Consider the following 242-nt stretch of genomic DNA (forward strand, 5'->3'; position numbering starts at 1 on the left):
CGTCTATATCGCGGCGAAATGGGTTTCTACCGAGATGCCGCCCTGGGCGCTTTGCTTCTGGCGCGTGCTAATCGCCTTCGCGATCCTGATGCCGATCGTGCGCCGGCATTTCGCCGACATGGTCGCACTGGTGCGGGCTCGCGCTCTCGAACTGCTTGCGATTGGCGGCATAGGACTCGCGATCTGCCAGGGCATGATTTTTGTCGGCCTCGAACATGCCGATGCCACCACCGCCGGCATCA

1 protein-coding gene is annotated in these 242 nt (G+C 62.0%); it reads left to right on the forward strand.

Annotated elements, in window-relative coordinates; all coding sequences use genetic code 11:
- A partial coding sequence (locus AF337_RS02580; RefSeq protein ID WP_152970868.1) for an EamA family transporter occupies positions 1–242 on the forward strand: 242 nt, incomplete at both ends.

The organism is Rhizobium ecuadorense, assembly GCF_001187535.1.
Classification (GTDB): domain Bacteria; phylum Pseudomonadota; class Alphaproteobacteria; order Rhizobiales; family Rhizobiaceae; genus Rhizobium; species Rhizobium ecuadorense.